Below are 16,468 nucleotides of genomic sequence, written 5' to 3'. Positions count from 1 at the left end.
CATGGACGAGCTTTACGCAATCTGCCGGACCTTCGAAATCGACGATAACGACGCCCGGGGCTTTCTGCTCAAGAAAGCCGGCGGAGAGAATGGCGAGGGAACGCCCTGGCCGATCATGATCTCCCGCAAGGGCTCGAATTTTTATGCTTTCGAAAACGCCTGCCCGCATCAGGGCAAGACGCTCGACGGCGGCGGCGGCGAACTGATGGACGACGAAGGCAATTTCCTCGTCTGCCGCCAACATGGCGCGCAATTCGACCTCGATACCGGCCATTGCTTTTCCGGCCCCTGCCAGGGCAAGGCGCTGACGCCGATCAAGGTCGTGGTCGATGACGGCGACGTCTGCATCACCGGCGTCGAACTTGCCGAGGAAGACGGCCTCGACCTTGCCGATTCCGATGTGCCGGAAGTTGTGATCACCGGCGACTGAAATTCCGGAGCCCTTAAAATGACAGACACGGCGGAACTCATCCGGCGCAAGCAGGCCATCAATCTCGCGGTCGTCCATTCGGACGCCGACGCCTTCATCGCCGCCTTTCCGGGCTGGCTGGAAATCACCGCCTTCATCAGCGCCCAGCGCGCGCGAACGGCGGAAGCTCCGTCCGACGGGGTCACCCCGGCGCTGACGCCGCAGCAACTCAAGAGCGGCGGCGTCGTCCATGTCGCCAAGGACGCCCTGTTCTCCTATTGCATGACCGCGTCGCTCAAGGGCGACAAGGCAGCCGTCGACAAGGTCGAGCAAGGTCTGAAGGCGCTTTATGGCGACGACTTTCCCGGCGCCACGGCGATGTGGAGCTTCCGCTCCAGGATCGAAGAGCCAGTCTCGCTTGAAGATCACGTCGGCCAGGCCGCGCAGAAAATGCTGAACGGCGAGCCTCCGCCGCCGCCGATGCGCGCCGCCGAGAACTGGACCACCGGCCTGCGTTTCCTGGAAAAGGCGCGCAAGTCCAATTTCCCGCAGGAAATCATCTATCCCCTTGCCCTGTGGACGCGGGGCAGATGGAGCGAAACGCTGGAAAAAGGCATCGCCTTCCTGGCGCATATCGAGGATAATGTGCCCGTGCTGCGCGAAGTTCTCGACGAGCCCCGCAATGACGAGCCCTTCGTCGCCAATGTGCTGCTGAAAATGGCGCCGGCCGTCGATCGCGAACTCAACGACGAAGCCCAGGGCTTCCTGCGGTCGTTGGCGCGGCGCGGCTGAACCGCCCGTCGCCCAGGAGTCCGCATGACCTTCATCGCCATGAACCGCTTCCGCGTCGCGCTCGGCCGGGAGGAGGAATTCGAGACCATCTGGCGCAACCGGCAGAGCGATCTGCCGTCCATGCCCGGCTTCGTCGTGTTTCACCTGCTGCGCGGACCAAGCGACGAGCAGGCGACCTTGTTCGTCTCCCACACTGTCTGGGAGACGCGAGGCCATTTCGAGGACTGGACGCGCTCGGAAGCCTTCCGCCGAGCCCATTCCGGCGCGCCAAAGACGACGGGCCTCTATCTCGGCCCACCGCAGTTCGAGGGCTTCGAGGCCGTGGTGGAAACCGCCCTGCCAGCGTGACCCAATGCCGACAGAATATGTATCCTCATCAACACGACACGCGTGAATTCGACAAAAGGGGGCGCGTTTTGCACGAATCGGCGGAGTTTTGGGGTATTCCGCCGCGCTTTTTCTGGCCCGACTAATGCTTGAATGTTTGTGTGCGGTCGCTCCGCGCGACTCGCGCCAAAAATTCAATAAGGCGATAGCGGAGGCGAGACATGAGCGCGACTGGATTTGCTGCCTTTTTTGCCGACACTTCGGCGCCGCTCGCCGTTGTCCTCGGCACCAATGAAGTCGCGTCCGCCGTCGCCGTGAAACTGCGCAAGGCGCATTTCAGCATCATTCTCAGCCACGATCCCTACCCGCCCGTCATCCGTCGCGGCATGGCCTTTTACGACGCCTTGTTCGACGATGTCGCCATCATCCATGGCGTCACCGGCGAGCGCGCCGAAACGGCGCTAGAACTCGCCGGCGCGACGTCGCGCAAGAACTGCGTCGCCGTCACAACCCTGCAATTATGCGACCTGCTCGCCCTGCGCCGCATCCCCATCCTGATCGACGCGCGCATGCGGACGCGTTTCGTCACGCCGGATTTCCGCTATTACGTCGGCTTGTCGGTTGGCCTCGGCCCCAATTTCACGGTCGGGGAAAATTGCGACATCGCGGTCGAAACAATCCCCGCGAGCGCCGGCGCGCTGGTCGCTGAGGGTTCGACCGCCAACGATGACGGCGAGCCCGATGCGCTTGGCGACGTCGGGCGGGAGCGCTTCCTCATCGCGCCGAGCGAAGGCGTCTGGCACACGCCCTTCGACATCGGAGCCTGGGTCGCCCGGGGCCAGAGCCTTGGCAATCTGGCGGGCCTTTCCCTGCATGCGCCAATGGAAGGCGTGCTGCGCGGCGTCGCGCGCGACGGCGCGTTCGTCCCCGCGGGGGTGAAACTGATCGAAATCGACCCGCGGGGCCGGCGCGCGCGATGGACCGGACTGGATACGCGCAGCCGCCCGATCGCCGATGCGACGCTGCTGGCGATCCGCGACGCGCAAAAACGCCGCAAACGCGCGCCAGGCTTCGCGCAAACTCCATTTTGAATCGAATCCCTCGCCATGCCCCCGCAGATTCCGCGCGCCGAACTCGAGCGCCTGCTTTTCGACGACGCCCCCCATGGCGACCTCACCACCGAAATGCTCGGCCTCGGCCCGCGACCCGGCCTGATGCGCTTTTCGGCGCGCAACGCCATGGTCGCGGCGCTGACCGCCGAAGCCGCCGCGATCCTGGAGCTGGCGGGCGCGACGGTTGAACTTTGCGCCGAAGACGGCCAGCGACTTGAGCCGGGCGCCGAGATCCTGCGCGCCAGCGGACCGGCGGGCGCCTTTTTGCGCGGCTGGAAGGTTGCGCAAACGCTGATCGAGATCTGGTCGGGCGTCGCCACTTCGGCGCACGACATCGTGGAGGCGGCGCGCGCCGTCGCGCCTGGCATTTGCGTCGCCTGCACGCGCAAGAACACGCCGGGGGTGAAGGGTTTCGCCGTCGCGGCCGTCAAGGCCGGAGGAGCGGTCATGCATCGCCTCGGCCTGTCGGAAACGATTCTCGTCTTTCCCGAGCATCGCGCCTTTCTGCCCGGCGATTCGCTTGCGGATATCGCCGCGCGCCTGCGCCGGGCCGCGCCGGAGAAAAAGCTGGTGATCGAAGTGGGCGGCGTCGAGGACGGCGTCATCGCCGCGCAGGCGGGCTTCGACGTGATCCAGGCCGAGAAATTCGAACCCGCCGGCATCGCTGAACTCATCTCGCGGACCCGCGCGCTGGCGCGACCGCCGGTCGTCGCCGCGGCCGGCGGCGTCAAGGCGTCCAATGCGCGGGATTACGCGCTGGCGGGCGCCCACGTTCTCGTGACTTCCGCGCCATATTCCGCTGCGCCCCGCGACGTTTCCGTCCGCATTTCAGGCTGATAAAAGCCGCGTTTCCGCTGGGTTTTTACCCCATTTTTTGAACGTCTCAAAAAGAGCGACATTTTTGTTCAGCTTGCGACAAAATTGAGCGGCACCATTTGATCTTGCTCGTTTTTTGGCGTTTGAAAGCCGCCATCGCAGGCTTATCCTAAAGTCACACAGGCGATATGGGCAAAGGAAGCCTCAACGCGGATGTGACGCCTTCCATCCGTGTTTTGCGCCGTTTCTATGTGGAGAAGACGATCTTTCGGGTCCGCGCCAATCGATCGGGAGCCGCATGATGGCATCAACGGAAAAAGTTCTCTTTGCGCCGGCTTACAAAGACGTAGCGCTGGCCGGCGTTTACGAAATATCGAAAATCCTGACGGGGGCGCAATCGCTCGAGCGCACGCTCGGCGCCGTGATCGCGGTGCTTTCCTCCTTCATGCAGATGCGGCGGGGCTTCATTCTCGCGCTGGATGAAGACGGCGAGCCGGAAATCACTGCCTCTTCCGACGCATCGCCCAGGCCCAACGGCGCCAAGACCCTGCTGCCGCAGAAAGTGATCGACCATATTGTCGCGACAGGCGTGCCGCTGGTCATCGAGGATGTTTCGATCCATCCCTATTTCACCGGCACGGCCTATCGTCATCTCCTGCCGCCGATGACCAAGGTCAGCTTCCTTGGCGTGCCGATCAAGGTCGACGGCGTCGCCAAGGGCACGCTGACCGTCGATCGCGAATGGAACAACAAGCTCGATTTCCGCCTCGAAGACGATGTGCGCATGCTGACCATGGTCGCCAATCTGGTCGGTCAGGCGATGCGCATGCATACCCTGATCGCGCGCGATCGCGACCGCCTGATCAAGGAGCAGCACCGGCTCGAAAAGGCGCTGACCGACGTTCGGCAGCCTTCGGCCAAGCCCTCCCCGCGCGGCAAATCGGACTTCATCGTCGGCGAGAGCGCCGCGATCAAGGCGCTGCTGCACCGGATCGAGGTCGCCGCGCGCTCCAACGCAACCGTGCTCCTGCGCGGCGAAACCGGCACCGGCAAGGAGCTTTTCGCCCGCGCCATTCACGAGAACTCGCCGCGCGCCAAGGGCGCCTTCGTCAAGGTCAATTGCGCGGCGCTGCCAGAGACGGTGATCGAATCCGAACTGTTCGGCCACGAGAAAGGCTCATTCACCGGCGCGGTCAACCAGCGCATCGGCCGTTTCGAACTGGCCAATGGCGGCACGCTGTTCCTGGACGAGATCGGCGAGATTTCGGCCTCCTTCCAGGCCAAGCTGCTGCGCGTGCTGCAGGAGGGCGAATTCGAGCGCGTCGGCGGAACGAAAACGCTGAAGGTCGATGTGCGCATCGTCTGCGCCACCAACCGCAACCTCGAAGAAGCCGTGGCCCGCAATGATTTCCGGGCCGACCTCTATTACCGCATCAATGTCGTGACGCTGGTGACGCCGCCGCTGCGCGAAAGGCCCGGCGACATCGAATTGCTCGCCAAGCGCTTCCTCGATCAGTTTTCGCGCGAAAACGGCATCGACCACAGCTTCTCCGTCAAGGCGCTCGACATTCTTTCGCACTGCGCCTTTCCCGGCAATGTGCGCGAACTCGAGAATTGCGTCCGCCGCACCGCGACGCTGGCGAGCGGCGAGGAAATTGTAGAATCCGATCTCGCCTGCTGGCAGGGCTGCTGCCTTTCCGCAACCTTGTGGAAGGGCCACAACAATCTTGTCGGCGTGCATCCCCACCCGACGCCGCAACCGACCCTGCCGCCCATCACGGCCATGCCCGCGCCCAAGGCCAAGGCCCCGCCCGCGCCGGAGCCGGTCGCGCCGCCGCCCGTCAGCGAGCCCTTTGTCGCGCCGGTCGAAGTCGCGCCGGCGATGGCCGGGGCCTGCGCGGATCACGCTCTGGAGGCCATGGAGCGCGGGCTGCCGCATGAATGTCCCGCGCCCGACAATTGCCCGGTCGTTCATCCCACCAAGAGCGAACGCGAACGGCTGATCGAAGCGCTCGACAAAACCGGCTGGGTGCAGGCGAAGGCGGCGCGGCTGCTCGGCCTGACGCCGCGCCAGATTGGCTACGCCCTGCGCAAGCAGAATATCGACATCAAGAAATTCTGAGCTCCCCGCGGCCGGTTTCTGGCCAACTTCCTCACGGGCGCGAGCCCGTGAGCTTTTTGCCGTCTGTCTGGCGCGGCCTTTGCTAACGCGATTTGCAAAGCGAATTGCGAGGCCGAGCATGGCGACAAGCGACGAAACGGAAGCCGCGGTCGATTGGACGGGCCGGCCGTTTTCCTGCCAGGATTGCCCGCACAAGGATTTGCGCGCCGGCGGGCGCTGCGTGCTGGGGCGCATTTGCGTGCGCGACAAGCGCTCCAAGCGCATCGACAGCTTCTTCGCCGGCAATCCCGAACTCGCCGGCGACTATCTCGACCATCTCTATTTCGAAGTGCGCGCGCTCGCCGCCCAATACGCCAATCCATTCCAGGTCGTCCGCCTGATGAAGGACCGCGAGCCCGAGGTGCGCGCCATGGCGGCCCTGCGCCTGCCGATCGCGCGCGTCAGGGACATGAGCAAGGACAAGGATCGCGCGGTCCGCATCGCCTGCGCCCTGCGTCTCGAAGGCGCCGATCTCGTGGCCATGGCGCATGACGAGGACGAGCATGTCCGCCTCACGGTCGTGCGGCGCCTCGACCCTTCCCTGCTGCCGCTGATGTTCGACGACCCCTCCGCGACGGTGCGCCGCTATATCGTCGGGCGCGCGCCGCCCGATCGCCTGTTCGGACTGTTGCACGACGCCGATCCGGTGGTGCGGCGCGAGGCGGCTGAGCGCGTGGCGCCGGACGCGCTGGCGCAATTGCTGAACGACCCGGATCTGCGCGTGCGCTTCGTGGTCGCCGATCGCGCGCCACGCGACGTCGCCGTCCGCCTGATCGATGACGAAGACCTGGAAGTGCGCGCGCGGGCGCGCGGCCGCATGGCCGAACCGAGCTCCTGACCGACAAAAAGGCGCGCGCCATACAAAGCCGCGCCTGTTCGCCAAGCCCTGACGAACACTTCTGTAGGAATGCTGACAGGTTCGTTTCGCGGTCGACGCGGCGCAAAAACAGGCGCCATTCTATCTCGTTGTTTTTCAATATTTTAAATGGCGCCAGGCGGGTTGGTACGGAGCTTGCGACGCCTCGCCCGAAATCAGGCGTTCCTCGGTTAACAGTTGCGGATGAAACCGCCGGAGGCGAATATGCATTTTGTCGTCTGCATCAAACAGGTTCCGGACTCGGCGCAGATCCGCGTCCATCCGGTGACCAATACGATCATGCGGCAGGGCGTGCCGACGATCATCAATCCCTATGACCTGTTCTCGCTCGAAGAAGCCCTTCGGCTTCGCGACAAGGTCGGCGGCGAAGTCACCGTCCTCACCATGGGCCCGCCGATGGCCTCCGATTCCCTGCGCAAGGCGCTGACGATCGGAGCGGACCGCGCGGTGCTGCTCACCGACCGTTTCTTCGCCGGCTCGGACACGCTGGCCACCACCTATGCGCTCGCCCAGGCGATCCGCAAGATTGGCGAGACCTTCGGGCCGCCGGACATTGTCTTCGCGGGCAAGCAGACCATCGACGGCGACACCGCCCAGGTCGGCCCCGGCATCGCCAAGCGCCTCGACATGCTCCAGCTCACCTATGTCTCGGCCATTGTCGAACTCGATAATGAGGCGCGCAGCGTCAAGCTGGAGCGCCGTTCCGAAGGCGGCACGCAATTGCTGCAGTCGAAGCTGCCCTGCATGATCACCATGCTGGAAGGCTCGAATGTCGTGCGCCGCGGCCGCATCGACGACGCCCTGCGCGCCGCCCGCGCCGAGATCGTCACCTGGAGCGCCAAGGACGCCGGCATCGAGGACCTGCAGCTCTGCGGCCTTCGCGGCTCGCCGACCGTGGTGAAAAAGGTGTTCGCGCCGCCGGCCCGCGCCGAAAAGGCCGCTTTGGTCGAGATCGCGGCGACTCCCGCCGACACCGCCGAAGCCTTTATCGAAGCGATTTTCGCCAAATCCCCCGCGCTTGAAGCCGATGTGGCCAAGCTCGCTTCCGGATTTTGACGCCGCCCGCAAGAATTTGAGGATGGGAACATGAGCGAACAGAAACCCGCGCCGCAGGCGGCCAGCAGCCGCGCTTCGATGAAGAAGGAGCTGCCGGAGAAATATCGCAACCACAAGCACGTCTGGGTCTTCATCGAGATGGAGCGCGGCGTCGTGCATCCGGTCTCGTTCGAACTGCTCGGCGAAGGCCGCAAGCTCGCCGACCAGCTTGGCGTCGAACTTGCCGGCGTCGTGATGGGCGCCCCGGGCGAAGACGTCAAACAGGCTGCGCGCGAAACCTTCGCCTATGGCGCCGACGTCGTCTACCTGGTCGAAAATCCGGTGCTCGCCGATTACCGCAATGAGCCCTATTCCAAGGCGCTGACCCAGCTGGTCAACGCGCACCAGCCGGAAATCCTGCTGCTTGGCGCCACCACGCTCGGCCGCGACCTCGCCGGCTCCGTGGCGACGACACTGCTGACCGGCCTCACCGCCGACTGCACCGAACTGCGCGTGGACGACGACAAGTCGCTCGCCGCGACCCGTCCGACCTTCGGCGGCTCGCTGCTCTGCACGATTTACACCTTGAACTACCGCCCGCAGATGGCGACCGTGCGTCCGCGCGTGATGCCGATGCCGGCGCGCCAGGAAGGCCGCGAAGGCCGCATCGTGCCCTTCGTCACGGACCTGACCGAATCGGACATCATCACGAAGATCCTGAGCTTCATGCCGGATCGCGACTCCAACAAGTCGAACCTCGCGTTCGCCGATGTCGTCGTCGCCGGCGGGATGGGCCTGCAAAGCCCCGAGAATTTCCAGCTGGTGAAGAATCTCGCCGCAGTGCTCGGCGCGGAATTTGGCGCCTCGCGCCCGCTGATCCAGAAAGGCTGGGTCACGGCGGACCGCCAGATCGGCCAGACCGGCAAGACCATCCGGCCGAAGCTCTATATCGCTGCCGGCATTTCGGGCGCGATCCAGCATCGCGTCGGCGTCGAGGGCGCCGACATGATCGTGGCGATCAACACCGACAAAAACGCGCAGATTTTCGATTTCGCCCATCTCGGCATCGTGACCGACGCGATCCGCTTCCTGCCCGCTTTGACGGAAGCCTTCCGCAAACGCCTTTCCCCCCATTCCAATGACCGGCTCGCCGGCTAATTGCAGGAGACGAAGACAATGATCGACGAAAAATTCGATGCGATCGTCATCGGCGCCGGCATGGCTGGCAACGCCGCCGCCTATACGATGGCTTCGCGCGGACTGAAGGTGCTGCAGCTCGAGCGTGGCGAATATCCCGGCTCCAAGAACGTGCAGGGCGGCATTCTCTATGCCGACATGCTCGAAAAGATCGTGCCGGATTTCCGCGACGAGGCGCCGCTGGAGCGCCGCCTGATCGAGCAGCGCTTCTGGTTCATGACCGACAAGGCCCATACGGGCATGCATTATCGCTCCGACGAATTCAATGAGGAGCGTCCCAACCGCTACACCATCATCCGTTCGCAGTTCGACCGCTGGTTCGCGCGGCAGGCGCAGTCGAAGGGGGCCATCCTTCTCTGCGAAACCACCGCGATCGAACTGATCCGCGACGCCTATGGCAAGGTCGTGGGCGTGCGCACCGACCGCTCGGGCGGCCCGATCCACGCCGATGTCGTCGTGCTGGCGGAAGGCGTCAACGGCCTGCTCGGCACGCGCTCGGAACTGCGTCCGCGTCCCAGCGCGGCGCATGTCGCGCTCGCCGTCAAGGAAATGCACTTCCTGCCGCCGGAAGTCATCGAAGCGCGCTTCAACCTGAAGGGCGATGAAGGCGCGGTGATCGAGGCCGCCGGAACCATTTCCGAAGGCATGGCCGGAATGGGCTTCATCTATACCAACAAGGAAAGCATTTCGATCGGCATCGGCTGCCTGGTCTCCGATTTCGCGGAAAGCGAGACCTCGCCGGCGAAACTGCTCGACATCTTCAAGAAGCATCCGTCCGTCGCGCCGCTGATCGCCGGCTCGGAAGTGAAGGAATATGCCGCGCATCTGATTCCGGAAGGCGGCTACAAGGCGGTCCCGCAATTGTTCGGCGACGGCTGGGTGATTTGCGGCGACGCGGGCCAGCTCAACAACGCCGTCCATCGCGAAGGCTCCAACCTCGCCATGACCTCCGGCCGCCTCGCCGGCGAAGCGATCTTCCAGATCAAGTCGCGCCGCGAGACGATGAACAAGGCCAACCTGTCGCTCTACAAGAAAATGCTCGACGATAGCTTCGTGCTGAAGGACCTGAAGAAGTACAAGGACATGCCCGAGCTTCTGCACACCCAGGCCCAGAACCTCTTCCTCACCTATCCGCAGCTCGTCTCCAAGGCGATGGAGAATTTCCTCCGCGTCGACGGCAAGCCCAAGATCGACAAGGAAAAGGACACGTTCCGCAATTTCCGCAAGGCGCGCGGCTTCGGCCTGATCGGCGACGCGTTCCGGATCGCCCGCGCCTGGCGTTGAATCTGGCGCCAAACAGCTTCTTCCAGTGAAAGGGGAGATGTTCATGTCACTCGAAGGCGAGTTCCAAAAGGTCGAGGAAAAGCTTTTCCAGAACCGTTATCTGGTCGATTCGGGCCAGCCGCATATCCTGGTCGCGCCGCATGAGAAGCCGTCGAAGAATCTGCTGGCCATGACCCATTTGTGCCCGGCCGGCTGCTATTCGCAGGCGGAAAGCGGCCAGGTCGAACTGACCGCCGATGGCTGCCTGGAATGCGGCACCTGCCGCGTTCTCTGCGAGGAATCAGGCGACATCACCTGGAACTATCCGCGCGGCGGCTACGGCATCCTGTTCAAATTCGGCTGAGGCCGTTCAGAACAGGGCCGACGGCTCTGAACTCGCCATTTCGTTCGCATCAGAACCATCTTCTGCTATACTCGCTCCCTGCGAGCGGGGACGGCGACGATGCGGCCAGAAGGAAGCGATACGGACAACATCCGGGACAGCCTGGCCAATGTGCTGGCCAGGCAGCGTCTGGCCTTCATCGAACGCGGCGCGCCCTCGCTGGAAGAGCGCCGCGCCGATATCACCCGATTGCGCGACGCCGTGAAGCGTCACGCCAACGCCTTCGCCGACGCCCTTTCGGCCGATTTCGGCAGCCGGTCGCGGCAGGAATCGCTGTTGGCCGATGTTTGGCCCGTTCATGCGGCCGCGCGCCACGCCTTGCGGCGCCTGCCGCGCTGGATGAAGCCGAAAAGCGTCCCCGTCGGCGTCGAATTCGCCGGGAGCCGGGCGCGGGTGCTGGTCCAGCCGCTGGGCGTCGTCGGAATCATTGCGCCCTGGAATTATCCGGTCAATCTGGCCCTTTGCCCGCTGGTGGCGGCGCTCGCCGCCGGCAACCGCGTCATGCTGAAACCTTCCGAGCATACGCAGCGCACATCGGAATTGCTGGCGACCCTGCTGGCCGAACTTTTCCCGGAGGAGAAGGTTGCGGTCCTGTTGGGCGGGCCGGAGGTCGGCGCCGCTTTCACGACGCTCGCCTTCGACCATCTGTTCTTCACCGGCTCGACCGCGGTCGGTCGGCGCGTGATGCAGGCGGCGGCGCAAAATCTCACCCCGGTCACCCTTGAACTCGGCGGCAAATCACCCTGTGTCATCGCCCCCGACGCCGATCTGGCCCAGGCCGCCATGCGCATCGCCAACGGCAAATTGTTCAACGCGGGCCAGACCTGCATCGCTCCGGATTATGTTCTGGCGCCGCGCGAAAACGTCGAATCTTTCATCTCCGCCTATCAGGCGGCTGTGAAAAAGCTCTATCCGACCCTGCAGGCCAATCCGGACTATACCTCCATCGCGACCGATCGCCATTACGCCCGGCTGACCGCCGCCTTGTCCGAAGCGCGCGAAGCCGGCGCGCGAATCGTTTCGATCGACGCCGGCGAGGCCGATCTTGCCGCCAGCCGGAAAATCGCGCCGACCCTGCTGATCGAGCCGGCAGACGACCTGAACCTGATGCAAGAGGAAATCTTCGGGCCGATCCTCCCCGTCAAAGCCTATGACCGCCTCGACGACGCCATAGCCTATGTCAACGCCCGCCCACGGCCGCTGGCGCTCTATTATTTCGGCGCATCGGCGGAGGGGCGCGACCGGGTGCTGTCGCGCACCCATTCCGGCGGCGTCACGGTCAATGACGCCTTGTCGCATTTCGTCATCGAGGAGCTGCCCTTCGGCGGCGTGGGCGCATCGGGCATGGGATTTTACCATGGCGAGGATGGCTTCCTCGCCTTTTCGCACCGGAAGGCCGTCTTCCTTCAGGGCTCCGTCGATGCGAAAAAATTTCTCCGCGCACCCTATGGGAAGCTGTTCGGCGCGATGTTCCGCTTCCTGATGCGCGGTTGAGCGCCCCAAGCAGAAGCATATTTGCCTTAACGCAAGCGTTTTGGCCCGCCCGCGTGGCGATCCGGCCCACGAAGCTGTTATAAACAGCGCTGGCCTCGATTCAGCCGCCAACTGGACCTCGTCTACCGCATGTGGATCGTCAGTATTGCGCTCAAGCGCCCCTATACCTTCCTGGTCATGGCGCTCACCATCCTGCTGGCCACGCCATACATGCTGCTGACCATGGCCACGGATATCCTGCCCGAGATCAACATCCCGGTCATCAGCATCATCTGGTCCTATTCCGGCCTGTCGGCGCAGGAAATGGGCTATCGCATCACGGGCCCGAGCGAACGCATTCTCACCACGACCGTCAACAATATCGAACATATTGAATCGCAGACTCTTTCCGGCGTCGCAGTGGTGAAGATCTTCCTGCAGCAGGGCGCCAATCTGCAGACGGCGCTGGCCCAGACGGTGGCGACCGAACAGTTCATGATCAAGTCGATGCCGCCTGGCACGACGCCGCCCATCGTGCTGACCTATTCAGCCTCGTCGATCCCCGTGATCCAACTCGCGCTGTCGAGCAAGACGCTGGCCGAACAGGCGGTCAACGACGCGGCGATGAACAATCTGCGGCCGCAGCTGGTGACAATTCCGGGCGTCGCCATTCCCGCCGCCTATGGCGGCAAGCAGCGCATCGTCTCGGTGGATATCGACACCGAGGCCCTGCTCGCCAAGGGGCTGTCGCCGCTCGACATCGTCAACGCCGTCAACGCGCAGAACCTGATCCTGCCGTCTGGCACGGCGAAGATGGGACCGACCGAATTCACCATCGGCATGAACGGCTCGCCGGACAATGTCGAGGCCCTCAACGACCTGCCGGTGCGGACGCTCAACGGCGCCGTGACCTATCTGCGCGAGGTCGCCCATGTCCGCGACGGCTTCTCGCCCCAGACCAATATCGTGCGCATCAATGGCGAGCGCGGCGCCCTGCTGTCGCTGCTCAAGACCGGCAACGCCTCGACCCTGAGCATCGTCGACCATCTCAAGGCCATGCTGCCCCGGGCGGAAAAGCTGCTGCCGGTCGGGATCGACGTGCGCCCGCTGTTCGACCAGTCGGTCTTCGTCAAGGCCGCGGTTTCGGGCGTGTTCCGCGAGGCGCTGATCGCGGCGGGCCTCACCGCCGCGCTGATCCTGCTGTTTCTCGGCAACTGGCGCTCGACCCTGATCATCGCGGTGTCGATCCCGCTGTCGATCCTGTCCTCGCTGCTGGCGCTGCAATTCCTCGGCGAAACCATCAATATCATGACGCTCGGCGGCCTCGCTCTGGCCGTCGGCATTCTGGTGGACGACGCCACGGTCACGATCGAAAATATCGAACGCCATTTGCACCTGGGGACCGATCTCTACGACTCGATCTATGAAGGCGCCGGCGAAATCGCGCTGCCCGCGCTGGTTTCGACCCTGTGCATCTGCATCGTCTTCACGCCGATGTTCTTCCTGGCGGGCGTCTCGCGTTACCTCTTCGTGCCTTTGGCGGAGGCCGTGGTCTTCGCCATGATCGCGTCTTATATCCTCTCGCGCACGCTTGTCCCCACGCTGGCGCTGCTGCTGCTGCGCACGCCCGGCGCGGAAAGCGCGCGCAAGAACTGGTTCCAGCGCATCTATCACGGCTTCGACGCCGCTTTCGAGCGGCTGCGCGGAGCCTATGTCGTGCTGCTGAGCGTTCTGCTGACGCGACGGCGCGCCTTCGGCCTGGCCTTCTTCGCTTTCTGCCTCGCCTCGCTCGGCCTGACCTTCGTGCTCGGTCAGGATTTCTTCCCCAGCGTCGACGGCTCCGCGATCCGGCTGCACATGCGGGCGCCCACCGGCACGCGCGTCGAGGAGACGGCGCGCCTCGCCGACGAGGTGGACCGGTTCCTCCGCCAGACTATCCCCGCCGACGAGCTGGAGACGATCCTCGACAATATCGGCCTGCCCTATAGCGGCATCAACCTGTCCTACAGCAATTCCGGCGTCATCGGCACGCTTGACGCGGAAATCCTGATCGCGCTGAAGGAAGATCATCGGCCGGCGCATATCTATATCGACGAGTTGCGCCGGACGCTGCCGGAGAAATTCCCCGGCGTGGAATTCTTCTTCCAGCCGGCGGACATCGTCACGCAGATCCTGAATTTCGGCCTGCCCGCCGCCATCGACGTGCAGTTCCTCGGGCAGGACATGAATATCAGCTTCGCCCATGCCGCGCGCATGGCCGCCGAGATCCGCAAATTGCCCGGCGCCGTGGACGTCCACATCCATCAGCGGCTTGACCAGCCGAGCATCAGGCTCGACATGGACCGCACGCGCATGCAGCAGGTCAATATCAACGCCAATACCGTGGCGCAGAACCTGCTGATTTCGCTATCGGGCAGCCAGCAGACGGCGCCGTCCTTCTGGCTCAGCCCCAAGAACGGCGTGTCCTACAATGTCACGGCGCAGACGCCGCAATATCAGATATCGACGGTGGACGACCTGATGCGCACGCCGGTGATCAACACATCCGGCTTGCCGCAAATTCTCGGCAATCTCGCCCAGGCTCGGCCCGCCGTCGAGGCGGCGGTGATGTCGCGCTATAATCTCCGCCCGGCGATCGACATTTATGTCAGCGTCGAGGGCCGCGACCTCGGCGGCCTCGCCCGCGACATCAACCGGCTGGTGGCCGCCGCGCAGCCCGACCTGCCGCGCGGCTATGACATCTACCTGCGCGGCCAGGCGCCGACCATGCAGGATTCCTATGTCGGCCTCGGCGTCGGCGTCGCCATCGCCATCGTGCTGGTCTATCTGCTGATCGTCATCAATTTCCAGTCGCTGCTCGATCCGCTCATCATCATCAGCGCCTTGCCCGCCGCGCTCGCGGGCATCGTCTGGATGCTGTTCCTGACCGGCACGCATCTTTCGGTGCCGGCCCTGACCGGCGCCATCATGACCACCGGCGTCGCCACCGCAAACAGCATCCTGCTCGTTTCCTTCGCGCGCGAGCGACTGCGCGCGGGCTCGGACCCGTTGTCCGCCGCGCTGGAAGCCGGCGCGACGCGCATCAGGCCGGTGCTGATGACCGCCTTCGCCATGATCGTCGGCATGATCCCCATGGCGCTTGGCTTCGGCGAAGGCGCCGAGCAGAATGCGCCGCTCGGCCGCGCGGTGATCGGCGGCCTGCTTTTCGCCACTTTCTCCACCCTTCTGTTCGTGCCGCTGGTTTTCGCAGGGGCGCACAGCCTGCGCGCGCGCCGGAGCGGCCAGGAGAACAGTCAAGAGACGAAGCCCTCGCCGTGACCAAGAAGACCCATGAAAACCTCGCGCTGCACAGCGACGACGGCCATCTCCATCTGCCGCGCCGCCAGCAGGTCTGGCGCAACGCCCGGCGCGCCGGACTGGTCGTTCTGGCGATCCTGGCGCTCGGCGCGGTGCGGGTGCTGACGGGCCGGGCGACCAGCAGGGCGGAGCTGGAGGCGCAGTCGCTGGAAAGCCAGCGCGTTTTCGTCAGGACCACCGCCCCGGTCCCGAGCAAGTCCGGCGGCATGCTGAGCCTGCCCGCCACGCTCCGCGGCGACAACGAGACGGCGATTTACGCCCGCGTCAGCGGCTATGTGCAGAGCTTCGCCGTCGAGATCGGCGCCCGCGTGACCACGGGGCAGCTTTTGGCCGAACTCGACACGCCGGAACTCGACCAGCAGGTGCGGCAAGCCGCCGCCCAGCTCGAGCAGGCCAAGGCCAATGTCGTGCTCGGCAAGGTCGCGCTCGACCGCTGGCAAAAGCTGTTCAAGGAGGATTCGGTCGCCCGGCAGGCTCTGGATGAAAAGCAGAACGCCTATGACACCGCCGTGGCCGCGCAGAACGCGGCGGCCGCGAACCTTCAGCAATTGCAGGCGACGACCGCCTTCAAGCGGGTGCTCGCGCCCTTCGACGGCGTCATCACCGCCCGCAACGTCAATGTCGGCAATCTCGTCAACGCCGGCAGCGGCGGCGTCTCGTTATTCTCGATGGCGACCACCGATCCGCTGCGCGTCTTCGTCGACGTGCCGCAAGCCTATGTGAACCTGGTGCCCCTGGGCGCCAAGGTCGCGGTGACGCAGCCGGAAATGCCTGGCCAGAGTTTTACGGCGACGGTCACGCATATCGCCGGCGCCATCGACGTCGCCACGCGCTCGCTGCGCGTCGAACTGATCCTGCCCAACGCCGAAGGGCGGCTGAAGCCCGGCGCCTATGTGCAGGTCGCCTTGCCGCTCACGCCCAAGGGGGCGCTCTCGATTCCCGCCAACACCCTGCTATTCCGCTCCGAGGGGCCGAATGTCGCGGTGGTGGACGCCTCGGACACGATCCGCCTGCGCCCGGTCGCCATCGCCCGCGACCTCGGCGCAACGCTGGAAATCTCGGCCGGCGTCGAGGCGAACGACCGCATCGTAATCAATCCGCCGGACTCGCTGATCAATGGCGAGCGCGTCACCATAGCGCCGAAGGAGGCGCAGGGCGCGACGAAATAGGCGAACCAGTCCGCATGTAAAACGTCCTCCGCCCGGAGGCGGAGGACGACGGGTCGCGAAAGCCCTTTTGAAGCTGG

Annotated in this window: 14 protein-coding genes; all 14 read left to right on the top strand. The window is 64.5% G+C overall.

Annotated features, from left to right (window positions below):
• The first annotated feature begins 1 nt into the window (after position 1).
• The 14 genes from QM467_RS01085 to QM467_RS01020 all read left to right on the top strand — a co-directional run bounded on the left by QM467_RS01085 (position 2) and on the right by QM467_RS01020 (position 16,391).
• On the top strand, positions 2 to 430 hold the full coding sequence (locus tag QM467_RS01085; RefSeq protein ID WP_283364434.1) for a Rieske (2Fe-2S) protein: 429 nt from the start codon (positions 2 to 4) through the stop codon (positions 428 to 430).
• Between the two features lie 18 nt (positions 431 to 448).
• On the top strand, positions 449 to 1,201 hold the full coding sequence (locus QM467_RS01080; RefSeq protein ID WP_283364433.1) for a hypothetical protein: 753 nt from the start codon (positions 449 to 451) through the stop codon (positions 1,199 to 1,201).
• Between the two features lie 24 nt (positions 1,202 to 1,225).
• Positions 1,226 to 1,549, top strand: coding sequence for an antibiotic biosynthesis monooxygenase family protein (locus QM467_RS01075; RefSeq protein WP_283364432.1), 324 nt, complete (start codon positions 1,226 to 1,228; stop codon positions 1,547 to 1,549).
• Positions 1,550 to 1,749: 200 nt separating this feature from the next.
• Entirely contained in the window at positions 1,750 to 2,619 is an 870-nt protein-coding gene (locus QM467_RS01070) for a xanthine dehydrogenase (protein ID WP_283364431.1), read from the top strand.
• 15 nt (positions 2,620 to 2,634) lie between these two features.
• Entirely contained in the window at positions 2,635 to 3,477 is an 843-nt protein-coding gene (modD, locus tag QM467_RS01065) for a ModD protein (RefSeq protein ID WP_283364430.1), read from the top strand.
• A gap of 277 nt (positions 3,478 to 3,754) precedes the next feature.
• Positions 3,755 to 5,578: a nif-specific transcriptional activator NifA gene (nifA, locus tag QM467_RS01060; protein WP_283364429.1), complete on the top strand. Its 1,824-nt coding sequence runs from the start codon at positions 3,755 to 3,757 to the stop codon at positions 5,576 to 5,578.
• Positions 5,579 to 5,696: 118 nt separating this feature from the next.
• Entirely contained in the window at positions 5,697 to 6,455 is a 759-nt protein-coding gene (locus QM467_RS01055; RefSeq protein WP_283364428.1) for a 4Fe4S-binding leucine-rich repeat protein, read from the top strand.
• 243 nt (positions 6,456 to 6,698) lie between these two features.
• Positions 6,699 to 7,550, top strand: coding sequence for an electron transfer flavoprotein subunit beta/FixA family protein (locus QM467_RS01050; protein WP_283364427.1), 852 nt, complete (start codon positions 6,699 to 6,701; stop codon positions 7,548 to 7,550).
• Positions 7,551 to 7,580: 30 nt separating this feature from the next.
• Positions 7,581 to 8,687 carry an electron transfer flavoprotein subunit alpha/FixB family protein gene (locus QM467_RS01045; protein WP_283364426.1) on the top strand — a complete coding sequence of 369 codons (1,107 nt, stop codon included), beginning with the start codon at positions 7,581 to 7,583 and terminating at the stop codon, positions 8,685 to 8,687.
• Between the two features lie 18 nt (positions 8,688 to 8,705).
• Positions 8,706 to 10,010 (top strand): FAD-dependent oxidoreductase, encoded by a 1,305-nt coding sequence (locus QM467_RS01040; RefSeq protein WP_283364425.1) that lies wholly within the window; start codon positions 8,706 to 8,708, stop codon positions 10,008 to 10,010.
• A gap of 43 nt (positions 10,011 to 10,053) precedes the next feature.
• Positions 10,054 to 10,353 (top strand): ferredoxin family protein, encoded by a 300-nt coding sequence (locus QM467_RS01035; protein WP_283364424.1) that lies wholly within the window; start codon positions 10,054 to 10,056, stop codon positions 10,351 to 10,353.
• A 99-nt stretch (positions 10,354 to 10,452) separates the two neighbouring features.
• Positions 10,453 to 11,886 (top strand): coniferyl aldehyde dehydrogenase, encoded by a 1,434-nt coding sequence (locus tag QM467_RS01030; RefSeq protein WP_283364423.1) that lies wholly within the window; start codon positions 10,453 to 10,455, stop codon positions 11,884 to 11,886.
• A gap of 129 nt (positions 11,887 to 12,015) precedes the next feature.
• Entirely contained in the window at positions 12,016 to 15,183 is a 3,168-nt protein-coding gene (locus QM467_RS01025) for an efflux RND transporter permease subunit (RefSeq protein ID WP_283364422.1), read from the top strand.
• Positions 15,180 to 16,391: an efflux RND transporter periplasmic adaptor subunit gene (locus QM467_RS01020; RefSeq protein ID WP_283364421.1), complete on the top strand. Its 1,212-nt coding sequence runs from the start codon at positions 15,180 to 15,182 to the stop codon at positions 16,389 to 16,391. Before QM467_RS01025 ends, QM467_RS01020 begins: the two co-directional genes overlap by 4 nt.
• Positions 16,392 to 16,468: the final 77 nt, after the last annotated feature.

The organism is Rhodoblastus sp. 17X3 (assembly GCF_030056575.1).
Classification (GTDB): Bacteria; Pseudomonadota; Alphaproteobacteria; order Rhizobiales; family Beijerinckiaceae; genus Rhodoblastus.
Note: the sequence above shows the minus strand (reverse complement) of the source record. Positions and strands in the feature narration are given on the sequence as shown.

Excerpts from the sequence above, each read along its gene's own strand:
- QM467_RS01070 (WP_283364431.1), top strand. The coding sequence starts at position 1,750 with ATGAGCGCGACTGGATTTGCTGCCTTTTTTGCCGACACTTCGGCGCCG.
- nifA (WP_283364429.1), top strand. The coding sequence starts at position 3,755 with ATGATGGCATCAACGGAAAAAGTTCTCTTTGCGCCGGCTTACAAAGAC.
- QM467_RS01040 (WP_283364425.1), top strand. The coding sequence starts at position 8,706 with ATGATCGACGAAAAATTCGATGCGATCGTCATCGGCGCCGGCATGGCT.
- QM467_RS01050 (WP_283364427.1), top strand. The coding sequence starts at position 6,699 with ATGCATTTTGTCGTCTGCATCAAACAGGTTCCGGACTCGGCGCAGATC.
- QM467_RS01075 (WP_283364432.1), top strand. The coding sequence starts at position 1,226 with ATGACCTTCATCGCCATGAACCGCTTCCGCGTCGCGCTCGGCCGGGAG.
- QM467_RS01045 (WP_283364426.1), top strand. The coding sequence starts at position 7,581 with ATGAGCGAACAGAAACCCGCGCCGCAGGCGGCCAGCAGCCGCGCTTCG.
- QM467_RS01035 (WP_283364424.1), top strand. The coding sequence starts at position 10,054 with ATGTCACTCGAAGGCGAGTTCCAAAAGGTCGAGGAAAAGCTTTTCCAG.
- QM467_RS01055 (WP_283364428.1), top strand. The coding sequence starts at position 5,697 with ATGGCGACAAGCGACGAAACGGAAGCCGCGGTCGATTGGACGGGCCGG.
- QM467_RS01025 (WP_283364422.1), top strand. The coding sequence starts at position 12,016 with ATGTGGATCGTCAGTATTGCGCTCAAGCGCCCCTATACCTTCCTGGTC.
- QM467_RS01030 (WP_283364423.1), top strand. The coding sequence starts at position 10,453 with ATGCGGCCAGAAGGAAGCGATACGGACAACATCCGGGACAGCCTGGCC.
- QM467_RS01085 (WP_283364434.1), top strand. The coding sequence starts at position 2 with ATGGACGAGCTTTACGCAATCTGCCGGACCTTCGAAATCGACGATAAC.
- QM467_RS01080 (WP_283364433.1), top strand. The coding sequence starts at position 449 with ATGACAGACACGGCGGAACTCATCCGGCGCAAGCAGGCCATCAATCTC.
- modD (WP_283364430.1), top strand. The coding sequence starts at position 2,635 with ATGCCCCCGCAGATTCCGCGCGCCGAACTCGAGCGCCTGCTTTTCGAC.